The following is a 14,919-nucleotide window of genomic DNA, read 5'->3' on the forward strand; positions in this document are numbered from 1 at the left end:
CCCCTGCGCCGCCGCATCGCGCGCGGCCAAGGGAGTCGCGGGATCACCGTCCCACCGTACAGCCACGCTGCACGCGCTGGTTACCATGGAGAACCTTGCGCGATCCGCCTACCTCCCGGAAAAGTGACGCTGTATCAGCCACTTATCCATGCATCGACGAGATACTTCTCCTGTACGCTCGCGATGCGCCGGGCGCGCGCCCGCCGTTTCCTGGATCAAGGAGGTCGCTCGGATGAGATGCAGGGTTCTGCTTCGGATCGTGCTCATCGCTTCTTTCTCACTCGTGCTCTTGCTCGCCGGTATCCGCCCGAGCGCCGCTCAATCGAATTTGCCCTACTGGACCGAGATTCCGCAGGGCGGCGCCATCCCCGACGCCATCTGGGACGGCGCGAGCGCCTATCACCAGGGCATCTTCTACATCTTCGGTGGGTTGAACGGGACCTACCCGGATGACGAGCCCGTGGCCGATTTCAGCGCCTTCGACGTCGACACGCTGACCTGGTACGACCTCGGCCAGTACCCAGGCGGGCCGTCCGCCAGGGCCGAGTCGATGATGTGGTGCGTCGCCGAGGAGGACGCGCTGATCGTCTCCGGCGGGAGAGGTCCTTTCCGGCGCGGGCTCGACCTCACGCACCAGGACACGTTCCGGTTCGATCCGGTGCACGGGTGGACGCAGATCGCGCAGAGCGCGGCCGAGATCGGGCGCGCCAACCGCTCCACGGAGGCGGTCGCCGTGCGAAAGAAGGGGAAACACAAGACCGTCGCGTACGCCTTCTCGGGCTCGTCGTCGACGCTGCCAGCCTTCATCAACCGCCCTGACGGCCTCCAGCACAACCTGGTCCGCTACAAGAACGGCTGGAAGCAGGTCGCGACCGGCTCACCCGCGCCGCGCGCTCGAGCCCACCATCCGCTCGTCTACTCCCAGGGCTGGAACGCCCTGCTCGTCTATGGGGGATACACGAACGACGCCGTGAACGGGACCGGCCTGTTCACGCCGGAGAACTACCTCGGCGACCTCTGGTGGTTCGACATCGACACGGAGACCTGGGATCAGCTCGTCTTCGACGAGGCCGCCGGACCGGGCCACCGCGACAACGCGAAGCTGATCGCCGATGAGCACAACGACCGCATCTGGCTGTTCGGGGGCAGCCAGTTCGACGGTACCACCCTGTCCGATGTCTGGTACTTCGATCTCCACACAGGGACCTGGACCCGCGTGGACACCGCGATGACGGGACCCGCGCCGGCCCCGAGGTTCGGCCAGTTCTACTTCACTCGGAGGACCGCCACGGCTTACGAGCTCTACCTCTTCGGGGGAGCGACCGCGGAGTTCGCGCCAGTGCTGCTCAACGACATGTGGAGATTGACGATCCCCCTCGCCTGCGGCGGCTGAGTCTCCCCAAAAGCTCCGAATACGCCGGTCTCAGGCGAATTCTCCGACCTCGCCCTGGTCACGATTTCCTGAACTCCACAGGCCGGACTGCCGGGCTGAGCTCTTCGCAGGTGAAAACTCCGGGAGCGTCGCCAAGGAACCGCGCGGCGAGCAGGGCTACGGCTGGGACCCTGTGTGGATCCCGGACGGCTTCGAGCGCACATTGGCCGAGCTCCGGAGCTCGAAGTATGTCGTCAATATGCGACTCTTGCCTTTTCTCGAGCTCGCCGCCGAGCTGCGTGGCACGGGCTTCGAAGGCGTGTTCGAGTCTCACGTGACCGTCGCCGCCTGCGACGAAGCCGCGTCGTCACGCCATTACCTGCACGATCCGGTCTCGATCGAGCGCGGGCGCACCGAGGTGTTCTGGATGCTGTTCGGGTCGGTCACCGCGACCTCGCGGCCCCAGCCGGTGAGCCCCGCGAAGGTCCCGTTGGTCGTCATGTCGAACGGCCCGTCGCTCTGACAGTCGCTGTTCTTGACGGCGCCCCACGACCAGGCGAGCCACCCCACCTCGAGCTCGACGCTCCTGGCCAGGAGCGCCTTGTAATCGAACGGGTGCTTGCCGCACTCGTACACGGCGTGCTGCGCGAACTCGCCGACCATCAAAGGCAGGTTCAGCGCCACGGACTCCTGCAGCTCTTTCGTGATCGTGGCCGCGCTGCCGTCCGTCCACCACATGTGGACGCTGAGCAGGATGTTCGGGTCGTGCTTGACGAGCGCGGGGCCGACGGCCTGGAGCTGGTCGATGTTCTGCCCCCACTTGGAGGCGTCGATCACGAGCGGGACCGTGATGCCGGCGCCGCGCATCCGGGTGATGGCCTGCTTGTAGCCCGCCTCCCACGCCGCGTTGTCGACCTGGTCCCCGACCTCGTTGCCGATGTTGACGAGCAAGCTCTGCTCGTGCTTCTTGATCACGGCGACGACATCCGCTCTCGTCCAGTAGTCGACGAGGCTCGGCAGGAGATCCCATTTCCCCGTGGCGTCGTGGAGCTCGACGATCGGAATGAGCTTCTGCGCGAGCGCGTTCGTGATGGCCTGATCGAGCCCCGCCGAGGACTCCGTGGCGAGCCAGACGATCCGCACCGCGTTGGCGCCGGTCTTCGCGATCTCCGCGAACTCCGGCAGGCCGTCGGGCCCCGACGACAGCCACACGACCATCTCGTTGACGCCCCGGAGCAGCACCTTCTCTCCGCAGCGGTCGTAGAGGAAACGGCCGCGCACCGAGAACCCCGTCGACTCCTGGTCACCCCCGCCGGCGCCCGCGCCCGAGGTGGCGCCGCCAGCGCCGGACGTGGCCCCGCTAGTCGAGGTGGCGCCGCCGGCGCCGGACGTGGCCCCGCTGCCCGCGCTCGCGCCGCTGCTCGAGCTGGCGCCGCCGGCGCCGGACGTGACGCCGCTGCTCGACGTGGTGCCGTCGGCGCCGGACGTGGCTCCGGTGGCGCCCCCGCCCGCGCCCGATGCGCCGCCCCCCGCTCCGGTCGTCGTCTCCTGCCCCGAGCCCTGCGGGTCGTCCGCGCCGTCTCCGCATCCCGCGGAGAGGCCCAGCGCCATGAGGGCTGCTCCGGTCCAACCAGCCACCGACCCGTGAAGAACGCGCATCGTGATCTCCTTCTGCCTCTCCCCTGATTGGACCTGGCGACGTCCGGCTTCGACCCTGCGCGACCGCACGGTGAACCCTTCTCGTTCTGCAGGTCGACCAGGTCCTGCGCGCCGCGCATCACCGCGGGCAGCGCGCCAGTCGCGCCCCGCATGGCCAGGCCTGGGAGGAGCCCACGGCGAGGAGAGGACCTATTCCGTCCGCGGGCCCACGAGAATGAAGAAACCAAGAAACCGCGGACAGGGGCTCACCAACGACTCCTACGACATGGCCCGAGGCACGCGGGAAGAGCGGACAGGAAACCACTTAATCGGTTCATTGTCCAGCGCCTTGAAGGGCGTTGCTGATCCGCGATGTTTGAGCGGACGATCGCGCTTCGGGGCTCGCGGAGGCGGCCACATGGGTGAGCTGGCCCGCTTGAGTTAATCGGTAAAGTTACACCGCAGCGCCGATCGCGGCGTGGGAGATCTCGTGGCGCGATGCGCCGACAGGAGTGAGGTCACGCGCCGCGGGCGCTGCGTGCATTCAGGCGGCGCGCGGGCGCACGCCGTAGCCGGCCCCGCGCACGGCCTCGACGAGGGCGTCCACGGGCGCGCTCGCTGGATCGTGCTGCACCACGACGGTGCCCTCGCGCAGGCGCACGTCGACCTTGGCCACGCCGCCGCCGAGCTCGCGAAGCGCGCTGTCGATGTGGCGGACGCAGGACGGGCAGCTCATCCCGTCCACCTGGAGCATGGTCTCTTTCATGGCGTCTCCCTTTCGGCGACCCGCGGGCCGCTCACCTTCGGAGACGCAGCCATCGGGGTTCATTACACCCCGAGCAGCGGCGGGCCTGCCACGGAGGACCGTGAGGCGCTCGCGCCGCGCACCCATGGTAGAAGGGGCCCGTGGAGGACAATCCGCGGACCGCCATCGCTCTGGCCGAGGCTCCGCCGCGGCCATCTACAGGACCTGGAAGGGTTGGCCACCCGGGCAGGAACAGGAGAACAGGCGTCGCAGCCACGCCAGAGCGGCCAGCCTCCACGGCAGCTGGTCGAGAGACGCTCGACATCCCGGTCGAGACCGTTCACAATGGTATCAGATTTGAAATTGATTTTCAAAATCTGACGGGGCCCATGGTTTTCAGCGTTCCTCCCCAACTTGACGTGACCTTCTCCGACGTGGACTCGACCGGCCGCGATGCCCCGGCGCACGACGCCGGCGCCGCAGCTCCCGCGGGTCCGCTCTCGGAGGTGCGCGCCGGTGAGCGCGTGATCGTTGTCGAGGTCGGCCTCGACGCCGAGCTCGCCGGGTGGCTCGGGGCGATGGGGCTCGGCCCCGGCCAGACGCTCACGTCGATCCGGCGCGCGGCGTTCGGCGGGCCGCTCCACGTGCGCACCGGGTCGGGCGGGGAGCTCGCGATCAACGCGACGCTCGCGCGCTCGATCCTGGTGGCGCCCCTGCCCTCGCAGCGGCGGGTCGGATGACCGCCTCGCACTGCCATGCAGGCACGGAGCGCCTCCCGGCGTCGACAGGGCGGCCGCTCATCGCGCTGCTCGGGCGGCCGAACTCGGGCAAATCGTCGCTGTTCAACCGGCTGACCGGCGGCAGCGCGCACGTCGGCAACTTCCCGGGGATCACGGTCGACATCCTCACGGCCGACGTCCGCCTCGCGGGCGGGGCCGTGGCGACGGTCGCGGATCTCCCTGGGCTTTACTCGATCGAGGCCGTCGTCGATCCGGCGACGGACGAGGGCGTCGCGCGCCGCTTCCTCGACCGCACCGGCGAGGGCGAGCGGCCGCGCCTCGTCGTCCAGGTGGTGGACGCCACGCAGCTCGCGCTCGGCCTGCGGCTCACGCGTGAGCTCGTGCGGCGCGGGCTCGCCCCGCTCGTCGTCGCCACGCAGCGCGACGTGCTCGAGGGCGAGGGGCGCGGGCTCGACCTCGGCGCCCTCGAGCGCGCCATCGGCCTGCCCGTGCTGCTCGTGAGCGCGAGGGACCCGGCCGCGCGGGGCGTGGTGCTCGACGCGGCGGCCGCGCGGCTCGACGCGATCGCGTCGGGCGCCGTGAAGCCCCCCGGCGCCGCGGCGTGGGATCCGGATGAGGTGGCGCGCGCCGCGTACGTCGAGCCGCCGCGCCACGACGCCGCCGCGGAGCGGCGGAGGACGTTCACCGCGCGCGCCGACGCCGTGCTGCTCCACCCGGCGGCCGGCCCGGTGCTGTTCCTCGGGCTCATGGCGCTCCTCTTCGCCGCCGTGTTCCTCGTGGCCACCCCGGTCACCGAGGCGCTCGACGCGGCGATCGGCGAGCTCGGCAGCCTCGTGTCCCGCGCCCTCGGCGGGGGGCTCGCCGCCTCGTTCGTCGTCGACGGCCTGCTCGGCGGGGCGGGGACGGTGCTCGCCTTCATGCCGCAGATCGTGATCCTCACGATCGCCATGGAGCTGCTCGAGGCGAGCGGGTACCTCGCGCGCGGCGCCTTCCTCGTCGACCGCCTGCTCCAGCTGATGGGGCTCAGCGGCCGGGCGTTCCTCCCGCTGCTGATGGGGCACGCGTGCGCGGTGCCCGCCGTGCACGCCACGCGCATCCTGCGCGACCCGCGCGAGCGGCTCACGGCGATCCTCGTCCTGCCGCTCATGGCCTGCTCGGCGCGGATCCCGACCTACGCGCTCCTCCTGACGACCTTCTTCGCGGCCCACGGCGCCTGGGTGCAGGCGCTGCTCTTCGTCGCGCTCTACGTCGCCGGCATCTTCTCCGGGCTCGTCGCCTCGCTCGTGCTGCGGCGCACGGCGACCCGCGGGCGCTCGCTCCCGATGGTGCTCGAGATGCCGGCGTACCGCAGCCCCGAGCCGCGGCTCGTGGTCCGCAAGGCGGGCCAGGCGGCGTGGCGGTTCACGCGCGACGTCGGGACCGTGATCCTGGCCGTCTCGGCCGTGCTGTGGGTGCTCCTGAAGGTCCCCATGCCGGGCGCCGCGCCCGAGCAGCCCCCGGCCGCCGCGGCCGAGAGCGCGGCGGCGTCGCTCGAGGCGACGTCGCTCGAGGCGAGCATCGCCGGCAGCGTGGGGCGCGCGCTCGAGCCGGTGACCGCGCCGCTCGGGTTCGACTGGCGCATCAACGTCGGCCTCATCGGCTCGTTCGGCGCGCGCGAGGTCATGGTCGGGACGATGGGGGTCATCTTCGGCGTCGAGGACGCCGACGACGAGCCCGCGCCGCTCGCCGAGCAGATCCGCGAGGCGAGGCGCCCGGACGGGGCGCTCGCGTACTCGTCGCGCACCGGGCTCGCGCTGCTCGCGTTCTTCGTCCTGGCGTGCCAGTGCATGAGCACCGTGGCGGCGATCCGGCGCGAGACGAAGTCGTGGCGCTGGCCCGCGTTCGTCCTCGCCTACACCTACGCGGCGGCGTACGTCGCGGCGCTCGTCGTCTACCAGGGGAGCGGGCTGCTCGGGATGCCGTGAGGCGGCGCCGCTCAGGGAGCGCGCGCCGGACGCGGCGCCGGCGCTCCTCTCCCTGGCGAGCAGGAACAGATCGGCATCCGAGGAAGCCATGCCGAGGGACCTGACCGCGTCGCCCCTTCAGGCGGCGCCGCTCTCGTGCAACAATCGGTCGATTCCGGTGGGGGCCACGGTATCGGCAGAAGAGATCGAGGCGTCGATCGGCCGCGACGAGGAGGTCGCCTGCACGGCCTCTCTCACCCCATGCGCTCGCCGCGAGGTTTACCCGGCGCCGGGCGAGCTCATGGCGCGCGCGGCGCCCCGCATCGCGCGCGTGGCCGATCTCGACGAGCTCGCTGCGCTCCTGCTGGACCAGGCGATGGAGCTCGGCGCTCGCGCTGCCTACCTGCTCCTGACCTCCGAGGACACCGGCGAGCTCGGGCTCCATTCCCACCGCCACGTGCCCGCCGACATTTGCCTCTGCCTCGCGCGGGTGGCGCGGGGCGCGCCGCTGCTCGATGAATGGGCGGCGAGCTCGGGTCGGGTTCAGGTGATGAGCGATGCGCGCTCGCTCGATCCGGATCCGTCCATGACGCGAGATCTCTGCGCGCGGACCGGCGCACAGAGCGCGGTCTCGATGCCCCTCTGCGTCCGCGATCGCTGCCTTGGCGTCCTCTCGTTTTGCCTGCCCCGCCCTTACCCTTGCGCCGACGTCGATCTCGGCGCGCTCGCCGCGCTCTTCGCGATCGGCCTGGACAGCGCCCTCGCGCGCCGGGGGGGCGCACGGACCTCGGACCGCATGGCCCAGGAGCTCCGACGCGCGAGTCACCTGGAGAGGGCGCTCCGGGAGAGAGAGGAGCGCTTTCGGGCGATCTTCGACGGGGCGCTCCAGTTCATCGGCCTGCTCTCGCCGGAGGGCATCGTCCTGGAGAACAACCGCGCCGCTCTCGAGTTCTGCAGGGCCACGGAGGCAGAGACGATCGGCCGTCCGTTCTGGGAGCTGTCGGGGTGGAGCCCCGAGCACAGGGAGCACGTCCGCGCCGCCGTCGCCGAGGCCGCGGCGGGCCGGCTCGTGCGAGACGAGATCTACGTGAACGGCGCGACCGGGCGGCGCTTCATCGATTTCTCCATCAAGCCCATCACCGACGACCGTGGCAGGGTCGTGATGCTCATCCCCGAGGGGCGCGACATCACCGAGCGCAGGCAGGTGGAGCAGTCGCTCCGCGAGAGCGAGGAGGACTTCCGGCTCACCTTCGAGAACGCGCCCATCGGCATGGCCATCGTCGGGCTCGGCGGGGGGTTCATCCGCGTCAACCACGTCTACTGCGAGATCGTGGGCTACTCGGCCGACGAGCTCTCGCAGCTCCGCTTCCAGGACATCACCCACCCCGACGACGTGGACACCGACGTGGGCCTGGTCGAGCGGCTGCGCAGCGGTGAGATCCCGCGTTATCAGCTCGCCAAGCGATACATCCACAAGAACGGCACGACCATCCACGTCGTGCTCCATACGTCCGTCGTGCGCGACGAGAAGGGCGAGCCCCTCCACTACATCGCCCAGGTGGAGGACGTGACGGCGCGCAAGCAGGCCGAGGAGGAGCGGGAGCGCCTGCTCGCGCAGCTGGACGCCGAGCGGAGGACGCTGCGAACCGTCTTCGACAGCGCGCCCATCCCGCTCCTGCTCGTCGATCGGAGCGGCGCGGAGCGGCTGATCGCCAACCCGCACGGGCGAGATCTCACCGGGGGCGCGGAGGAGCGGGCGCAGTGCGTCGGTCGCGTGCGGCGCCCGGACGGCACCGCCCTCCTGCTGGACGAGCTGCCGTCGAGCCGGGCGATGCGCGGCGAGACGATCCTCGGCGAAGAGCTCCTCGTGGCCAAGGAGGACGGCTCGTTCGGAACCTTCCTCATCGCCGCCGCGCCGATCCACGACGGCGCGGGGAAGATCACGGGCGCCATCGTCGCCGGCGAGGACATCAGCGCGTTGAAGGAGCTCGCGCGCATGCGCGAGGAGTGGACCAGCATCATCGCTCATGATCTGCGTCAGCCGATCACCACGATCCTCCTCAAGGCCTCCCGGCTCGCGACGGAGCCGCAGTCCAGCGACAGAGCGCAGCACATCCGGGCCAGCGCGATGCAGCTCAACCGGATGATCGACGATCTGCTCGACGTCTCCCGCCTCGAGTCGCATCGGCTGGATCTCAGGCAGGTCGAGGTCGATCTGCCAGCGCTCATCCGCGCGACGGTGGAGCGGACGGCCGACGCGACGAGGGGGCACCGGGTCGACGTCGAGGTGCAGGACGGGGTCCCGCCGCTGCTGGCCGATCCTGGGCGCCTGGAGCAGGTGCTCACCAACCTGCTGTCCAACGCGGCCAAGTACGGCGCGCCCGAGACGCCGATCAGGATCGCGGTGGAACGGCGGAGCGGCGAGGTGTCCGTGGCGGTCGAGAACGAGGGGAAGGGCATCGGGCCGGACGATGTGCCGAGGCTCTTCACCCGCTATTACCGGACGCGCGAGGCGAAGGCAGGAGGCGCCACCGGGCTGGGCCTCGGGCTCTACATCGTGCGCGGGCTCGTCGAGGCCCACGGGGGGCGGATCTGGGCGGAGAGCGCGCCCGGGAAGACGACCTTCCAGTTCACGCTGCCGCTGCCGTAGCGGCGAAGCGCGGACCTGACGCTGCGCCGCGCCGCTCGAGACAGGCGCCAGGAGAGACCTCGACAGCCTGGTGCCCCTCCTTGACAAATGCCACTGAGGCGCACATTCTTTCCCTGTCGCGGCTCCCCGTCGATGGGAGCGACCTCGGGCGGAGGAGCGCGCCTTCCCAGGTACGGAGTCCATCCATCGCCGTCGCCTCGAGCGGAGGAACACCATGGAACACGACAGGGTCGCGCTCATCACGGGCGCAAACCACGGTATTGGGCTCGAGCTCACGCGTCGTCTGCTGTCGGAGGGCTTTCAGGTCATCGCGCTGAACCGCTCGGGGTTCCCCGAGGACGATGCGCTGATCCGGGAGGGCATCGAGCGCCGGAGGCTCCGTGTCCACATGGCGGATCTGTCCGATTTCGAGGGCCTCAGGCGGGTGCTCGGCGCGATCACCACGAGCGAAGAGAAGATCGACGTGCTGTTCAACAACGCTGGCGGCAGCGCCCCGGAGCTGACCTTCTCCAGGCAAGGCCGTGAGCTGCATTTCGAGCTCCAGACCGTGGTGCCGTACGTCATCGCGATGGAGCTGAGAGGGCTGCTGCGGAAGGGGGACTTGAAGACGGTCGTGAACACGTCCTCCAATGCGTTCGAGATGACGAGGCGCTTCGACCCGGACGCCCTGGAGCGCCCGGCGTCGTTCAAGCAGCTCTTCGGACCGTACGCGACGTCCAAGCTCGCGCTCTCCCTCTGGACGCGTGAGGTGGCGCCGCTGCTCGCGGGGGATGGGATCAAGATCCGGAGCGTGGATCCTGGGCCCAACAACACGCTGAGGAAGGGAAAGCGGTCGGGGCTGCCGTTTTACGTGGAGCCGCTGATGAGGTTCCTGTTCCCGCCCCCGAGCCAGGGGGCTTCTCGGCTTTACGAGGCGGCGTTCGGCGCGAACCGGGACCTCTCAGGCGTCTATTTGAAGAAGGACCGCGCGATGGATCTCCCGTTCCGGGAGCATGGCCCGAGGGTGCTGGAGAAGGTGCGATCCATCCACGAGCGGGAGTTCGCCGCCCTCTGAGGTCCTCGAGGCAGCCGCGCCTCGCTGACGCACATCTCCTCTCGCCGGGCGGGCGCACATCACATCTCCTCGAGCTCCTTGCCCTTCGTCTCGGGGATGAAGGCGACGACGAACACCAGCGAGGCCGCCGCGGCGGCGGTGTAGAGCCCGTAGGCGATGCCCAGGCCGGCCGCCTTGAGCGCGGGGAAGGTCGCGCTCACGAGGAAGTTCGCCAGCCATTGCGCGGCGGCCGCGATCGAGAGGGCGAGGGCGCGGATGCGGTTCTCGAACATCTCGCCGAGCAGCACCCAGGTCACCGGCCCCCAGGACGCCCCGAAGCAGAAGACATACAGGTTGGCGGCGAGCAGCGCGGCGGGGCCGGCGGCGCCCGTCAGGACGGGGTTGCCCGCGGCGTCCTCGCCCGCGGCGCCGAACACGGCCGCCATGGCGCCGAGCGTCAGCGTCATGCCGATGGATCCCGCGATGAGCAGCGGCCGGCGCCCGACGCGGTCGACGGTCGCGATGGCGACGAGCGTTGTCACGATGTTCGTGACGCCGGTGATGACCGTGATGGCGAGCGAGCTTCGCTCCGAGAACCCGACCGCCTGCCAGAGGACGCTCGAGTAATAGAAGATGACGTTGATGCCCACGAGCTGCTGGAACGCCGAGAGGCCGATGCCGATCCAGACGATGCGGAGCAGCCCAGCGCGCCCGCGCAGATCCGCGAGCCTGGGCCGGCGCTCGGACGAGAGCGTCCTCTGGATCTCGACGAGCTTCGCCTTTGCTGACGCGCCGAGGAGGCCACGGAGCACGGCGAGCGCCTCGTCCACACGCCCCCTCGCCACGAGGTGGCGCGGAGACTCCGGGATCAGCAGCGCGCCGAGCCCGTAGAGGAGCGCGGGTGGGATGGCGCTCCAGAACATCCATCGCCAGGCCTGTGCCCCGAGCCAGAACGGGCTCGTCGCCGAGCCCGCGGACGTCGCGATGGCGTAATCGCCGAGCAGGGCGGCGAAGATGCCGAGCACGATCGCGAGCTGCTGGAGCGATCCGAGGCGGCCGCGCAGGTGGGCCGGCGCGATCTCCGCGATGTAGGCGGGAGCGACGACGCTGGCCGCGCCGATGGCCACGCCGCCGAGCACCCGCCACGCGCTGAAGTCCCAGGGCGAGATCGCCGCCCCCGAGCCCGCCGCGCTGACGACGAACAGCAAGGAGGTCGCGATCATCGTCCGCGTCCGGCCGTAACGGTCGGCCAGCCTGCCCGCGAGCACCGCGCCGGCAGCCGCGCCGAGCAGCGCCGAGGACACGGACAGGCCCACGGTCCCCGGGTGCGCTGTGAATGCCCTCTCCAGCGCCCCGACGGCGCCGTTGATCACGGCGGTGTCGAACCCGAACAGGAAGCCGCCCAGCGCGGCGACGGACGCGATCAGGGCGATCCGCACCGTCGAGAGGGGCTCCTCGCCGCGTTCATCCCCCTGCCGCGCCGCGGGCTCTGCCATGCCCCCGGTGAACCACGAACCGTGCCGCCGGCCGCCCCGGCGCGTGCGCGTCGTCGATGAGCACGGGCATGACCAGCTACGGCGCCGCCGCCGGCGCCGCCACGATCGCTTCGAGGCGGCCGAGCACCACCTCGAGCCGCTCGATCGTCGCCTTCAGGTCCGCCCGGTACGCTCGATCGTCGGTGTGGACCAGCTCGTCTCGCATCCCCACGAGCCGGGTCGAGAGGGCCGTCCTTGTGTCATCCGCTTCGCGCTCGCTGAGCTCGAGATGCAGCATGCTCATATCTCCTCCTGACGCTGGCCATGTACCTCGGACGAGCGTTCGTTCACGGGCGCTCCCGCGCGGCTGTTCGGGCCGGCGGCCGGCGCCACTCGCCTGCTCGCTCGCCTGGCGTTCGCCGCTGCTCCTTTCGACAGCGCATGAGGTCTGCGCTGCCCGAGGACCGCGAGGGAACATGGTGACGCGACGCCTCGCTGTCATCCATCGGCCGCGACGATCGAGCAGCGCTCCGGCCCGTTCGACATGCGGCGAGAGACCGATGAGCCCGTGGACCCGGATCGCCTCGACGACCTGCTGCGGGGCGCAGAACATGCAAGCCAGAGGCGTGTAGCCGCGGCGAGGCCACGCCTCAGGATGGGGGAATCATGCAGATGCCAGGACCCGAGGAACGTGAACGGTTTACACAGCAGGAGAGCCCGATCGCGCCGATATCGGGCGCGCGGCGCAGGGCGGAGGAGGAGCGGGAGGCGCCGCGGATCGTGCTCGGCGGCTCGCTCGCCGAGGTGGTGTGCGGCGCGGGGACGATCGTCCTCGCGATCCTCGGGCTGACGGGGTTCATGCCGGGAGAGCTCACCTCGATCGCCACGATCGTCTTCGGCGCCGCGCTGATCGCGCACGGGGGCGCGATCGCCTCGCGCTTCGGCGCCTTGACGCGCACCACGGCGCCCGTCGAGTGGGACACGCGCGCCGAGCTCGGCGGCGGCATGGGCGCGGAGCTCGTCGGCGGCGCGGCGGGCATCGTGCTCGGCATCCTCGCGCTCCTCGGGCTCGCCCCCGGGGCGCTGACGTCGGTCGCGGTGATCATCTTTGGCGGCGCGCTGCTGCTCAGCGGCGGTACGACCGCGGACCTCGGCGCGCTCGACGTGCGCGGCGCGCACCAGCACCTCGCCCACGTCGCTCGTCAGGCGGCGATGGCCGCCGCCGGCTTGCAGTCGCTCGTCGGCGCCGGAACGGTCGTGCTCGGCATCCTGGCGCTGGTCGGCATCCATCCCCTGGTGCTCACGCTCGTCTCCCTGCTCGCGCTGGGGTTGGCGATCGTCACGAGCGGATCGGCCGTCTCGGGGCGCGCGGCGGCGGCGCTCCGGCGCTGAGCCCGGGCCTCGCAGAGGAGGCCGCGAGCGGCCTCTCCCTCTCCATGCGCGTGTCATGGCCCCGCGCGCTTCTGGATCGACCTGGCCTCGACATGGATGTGCTTCGCATCGGGTCGCTGGCTGTCGCTGGAGGCGCGCGCAGGCTTGATGTAGAAGGCCGTCGAGGCTGGGGGCTGGGGCTGCTGGCTACCCGACCGATGTCGGCCCGATGACGGCGGCAGACGATGGGGATCGAGGGCTGCTCTCCTTCTCGACGGTGATGAGCAGCTCGAAGTCGGCGTGCGGCACGGTCATCCCGGCCAGCTTGCCTCTCCGGTTTTCAGCGTTGTAGTCGAGCACTCCGACCCGTCGCCACGGGGACGCGGAGCTCGGGCGCTGCCAGACGACGAAGTGCGTGCTGCCGGCCTCGATCCGCTCGGGCGGCGAGAGGTGAACGACGTTCACCAGCAGCCGTGTGGTCGCGGCGTCGGAGTCGATGTCGGCGGTGATGTGCGCATCGGCGCCGGGCGCGAGCCGCGTGCCCTTGATGGTTTGCTCGCTCGGGCCGCCGCAGCCCGCGAGCGCCATGCTCGCGAGAAGACCGAGCGTGAGCCCCAGCCGGCCGCCGATCCGTCGTCCCATGTCAACGTGCTTCATATCGCCACCTCGATCGCCTCTCTGCTTCACGGCGGCCCCGCTGTCCCCGTCGGGCGTCGCGTCCGGGCTGGCCGGTGCCACAGCCTCTCGGCCGCAACGTGGTAATTTGAGCAAGCGTCGTGCCGAGGTGGGATGTGCATCGGCGGATGGCGGAGAGACGAGCGCATCCACGACCGCGCCACCGCGGTGTTCCAGGGGGATGTCCGGCGGCCCGGACGCGCGGCCCGAGGGCGCCGGAGGTCGCTCGGCGCGCGCACAGCTGATATAGCTCCGCCCAGGACATCGCAATGAGTGCCACAACGACTGCTCAGCCTCCCATCGTCTTCATCACCGGTGCCTCCTCCGGCTTCGGCGCCGCCATCGCCCGACGCTTCGCCGGCCTGGGCGCGCGCCTCGTCCTCGCTGCCCGCCGCTACGAGCGCCTGGAGGCGCTCGCGGCGGAGCTCTCGGACAGCCGCATCGCCGGCCCGGCTGGCGCGCGCGCGCCGGCGATCCACCTGATCCGGCTGGACGTCCGCGACCGCGGCGCGGTCGACAGGGCCATCGCCGAGCTCCCGCCCGAGTTCTCCGAGGTGACCGTGCTTGTCAACAACGCAGGCGGCGCGCTCGGGCTGTCGCCGGCGCACCAGGCGAACCTGGACGACTGGGAGGAGATGATCGACACCAACGTCAAAGGCTTGCTTTACTGCACCCGGGCGCTGCTGCCCGGCATGGTGGCGCGCGACCGCGGGCACATCATCAACATCGGCTCGGTCGCCGCGGAGACGCCGTACCCCGGGAGCAACGTCTACGGCGCGTGCAAGGCGTTCGTCGCGCAGTTCTCGCTGAACCTGCGCTCCGACATCCTCGGCAGCCGGGTGCGCGTCACGGACATCGAGCCCGGCATGGCGGAGACGGAGTTCTCGGTGGTGCGCTTCAAGGGAGACCAGGAGAAGGCCGCCGCCGTGTACCGCGGCGTGAAGCCGCTCTCGGCCGAGGACATTGCCGAGTCCGTCGTGTGGTGCGCGATGCTCCCGGAGCACGTCAACGTGAACCGGCTGGAGCTGATGCCCGTGATGCAGGCGTTCGCCGGCTTCGCCGTCAAGAGGAGCTGAGGCGCGCGGCGCGCACGCCGGCTCGATTTTCACGCTACATCCGCCAGCTCAACGGAGCATGACAATCGTTCACGAGAGGCGCGGCGTGGGCGGCGAGGTGAGCACCCCATCGGGGTGCGCGGCCGCGGCTCACCGGTCGGCGCCGATTCCGCTTCCATGACATGAGCACAGCGGCTAGAGTGCCGTCCGCACGTAGCGATG

12 protein-coding genes and 1 pseudogene are annotated in these 14,919 nt (G+C 70.7%); 8 read left to right on the forward strand and 5 right to left on the reverse strand.

From position 1 onward, the window contains the following. Positions 1-232: 232 nt before the first annotated feature. Both WMF44_RS43410 and WMF44_RS43415 read left to right on the forward strand, forming a co-directional pair. Positions 233-1,393, forward strand: coding sequence for a Kelch repeat-containing protein (locus tag WMF44_RS43410; protein ID WP_437295911.1), 1,161 nt, complete (start codon positions 233-235; stop codon positions 1,391-1,393). 19 nt (positions 1,394-1,412) lie between these two features. After that, a pseudogene (locus WMF44_RS43415) lies at positions 1,413-1,604 on the forward strand (non-canonical purine NTP pyrophosphatase); the annotation flags it as partial. A 143-nt stretch (positions 1,605-1,747) separates the two neighbouring features. Here WMF44_RS43415 and WMF44_RS43420 read toward each other — a convergent pair. Together WMF44_RS43420 and WMF44_RS43425 are read right to left on the reverse strand one after the other, a co-directional pair. Further along, positions 1,748-3,031 carry a cellulase family glycosylhydrolase gene (locus WMF44_RS43420; protein ID WP_437295912.1) on the reverse strand — a complete coding sequence of 428 codons (1,284 nt, stop codon included), beginning with the start codon at positions 3,029-3,031 and terminating at the stop codon, positions 1,748-1,750. 523 nt (positions 3,032-3,554) lie between these two features. Next, positions 3,555-3,776, reverse strand: a complete 222-nt coding sequence (locus WMF44_RS43425; RefSeq protein ID WP_437295913.1) for a heavy-metal-associated domain-containing protein — start codon at positions 3,774-3,776, stop codon at positions 3,555-3,557. 398 nt (positions 3,777-4,174) lie between these two features. Between WMF44_RS43425 and WMF44_RS43430 the strand changes: the two genes are divergently transcribed. The 4 genes from WMF44_RS43430 (at position 4,175) to WMF44_RS43445 (ending at position 10,142) form a co-directional block, all read left to right on the forward strand. After that, positions 4,175-4,495, forward strand: a complete 321-nt coding sequence (locus WMF44_RS43430; RefSeq protein WP_437295914.1) for a FeoA family protein — start codon at positions 4,175-4,177, stop codon at positions 4,493-4,495. Continuing rightward, on the forward strand, positions 4,492-6,459 hold the full coding sequence (gene feoB / locus WMF44_RS43435) for a ferrous iron transporter B (RefSeq protein ID WP_437295915.1): 1,968 nt from the start codon (positions 4,492-4,494) through the stop codon (positions 6,457-6,459). Before WMF44_RS43430 ends, feoB begins: the two co-directional genes overlap by 4 nt. A gap of 88 nt (positions 6,460-6,547) precedes the next feature. Beyond that, complete coding sequence (locus WMF44_RS43440) at positions 6,548-9,088, forward strand: PAS domain S-box protein (protein WP_437295916.1); 2,541 nt, start codon at positions 6,548-6,550, stop codon at positions 9,086-9,088. Between the two features lie 214 nt (positions 9,089-9,302). Further along, positions 9,303-10,142 (forward strand): SDR family NAD(P)-dependent oxidoreductase, encoded by an 840-nt coding sequence (locus WMF44_RS43445; RefSeq protein WP_437295917.1) that lies wholly within the window; start codon positions 9,303-9,305, stop codon positions 10,140-10,142. Between the two features lie 59 nt (positions 10,143-10,201). Here WMF44_RS43445 and WMF44_RS43450 read toward each other — a convergent pair whose 3' ends face one another. Next, positions 10,202-11,617, reverse strand: a complete 1,416-nt coding sequence (locus WMF44_RS43450) for a sugar porter family MFS transporter (protein ID WP_437295918.1) — start codon at positions 11,615-11,617, stop codon at positions 10,202-10,204. A gap of 76 nt (positions 11,618-11,693) precedes the next feature. Beyond that, on the reverse strand, positions 11,694-11,900 hold the full coding sequence (locus WMF44_RS43455; protein WP_437295919.1) for a hypothetical protein: 207 nt from the start codon (positions 11,898-11,900) through the stop codon (positions 11,694-11,696). A 362-nt stretch (positions 11,901-12,262) separates the two neighbouring features. On the opposite strand from WMF44_RS43455, the gene WMF44_RS43460 reads away from it, so the two are divergent. Then, complete coding sequence (locus tag WMF44_RS43460; protein WP_437295920.1) at positions 12,263-12,988, forward strand: hypothetical protein; 726 nt, start codon at positions 12,263-12,265, stop codon at positions 12,986-12,988. Positions 12,989-13,174: 186 nt separating this feature from the next. On the opposite strand, the gene WMF44_RS43465 is transcribed toward WMF44_RS43460, so the two are convergent. Beyond that, on the reverse strand, positions 13,175-13,624 hold the full coding sequence (locus tag WMF44_RS43465; RefSeq protein WP_437295921.1) for a hypothetical protein: 450 nt from the start codon (positions 13,622-13,624) through the stop codon (positions 13,175-13,177). Positions 13,625-13,911: 287 nt separating this feature from the next. Here WMF44_RS43465 and WMF44_RS43470 point away from each other — a divergent pair, with 287 nt between their 5' ends. Continuing rightward, on the forward strand, positions 13,912-14,718 hold the full coding sequence (locus WMF44_RS43470) for an SDR family oxidoreductase (RefSeq protein ID WP_437295922.1): 807 nt from the start codon (positions 13,912-13,914) through the stop codon (positions 14,716-14,718). The last annotated feature ends 201 nt before the right edge of the window (positions 14,719-14,919 follow it).

The sequence above is a fragment of the Sorangium sp. So ce426 genome (assembly GCF_051475585.1).
GTDB classification, from domain to species: domain Bacteria; phylum Myxococcota_A; class Polyangia; order Polyangiales; family Polyangiaceae; genus Sorangium; species Sorangium cellulosum_B.